Origin of the sequence: Streptococcus suis, assembly GCF_002960445.1 — a bacterium.
Taxonomy (GTDB): domain Bacteria; phylum Bacillota; class Bacilli; order Lactobacillales; family Streptococcaceae; genus Streptococcus; species Streptococcus hyiners.
The window spans coordinates 1-360 of sequence record NZ_POJD01000105.1; the positions used below are offsets into that span (position 1 = coordinate 1).

The following is a 360-nucleotide window of genomic DNA, read 5'->3' on the forward strand; positions in this document are numbered from 1 at the left end:
CACCCTATATTTTTTAGACATCTCTCGAAGCATGTCCTTTTTTGAAATTTGTACGGACAAATTTCTTTTGTGTTATCATTGTATCCGATTTCAAAAAATAATGCAAGCGTTTTTGCTTAGTTTTTTTTAATTTTGAAATGAATTTTGTTATAATGTTGATAGTTGTATGTTATTTGACAGATGAATTTGCGAGGAAATGATGAAAAAATACCAAGAAATTTATAATGACTTAAAAGAAAAAATACGGACAAATGTTTATCCGGCAGAAAGCTCCCTACCGACAGAACAGCAGCTTCAGGAAATCTATGGTGTTAGTCGTGATACGGTTCGTAAGGCGTTGGCGATTTTGACTGAGGGAGG

Annotated in this window: 1 protein-coding gene; it reads left to right on the forward strand. The window is 33.6% G+C overall.

Translation table 11 applies throughout. From position 1 onward, the window contains the following. Positions 1-199: 199 nt before the first annotated feature. Positions 200-360: GntR family transcriptional regulator (locus C1G53_RS01915; RefSeq protein WP_153046643.1), on the forward strand; the 161-nt coding region annotated here is incomplete at its 3' end.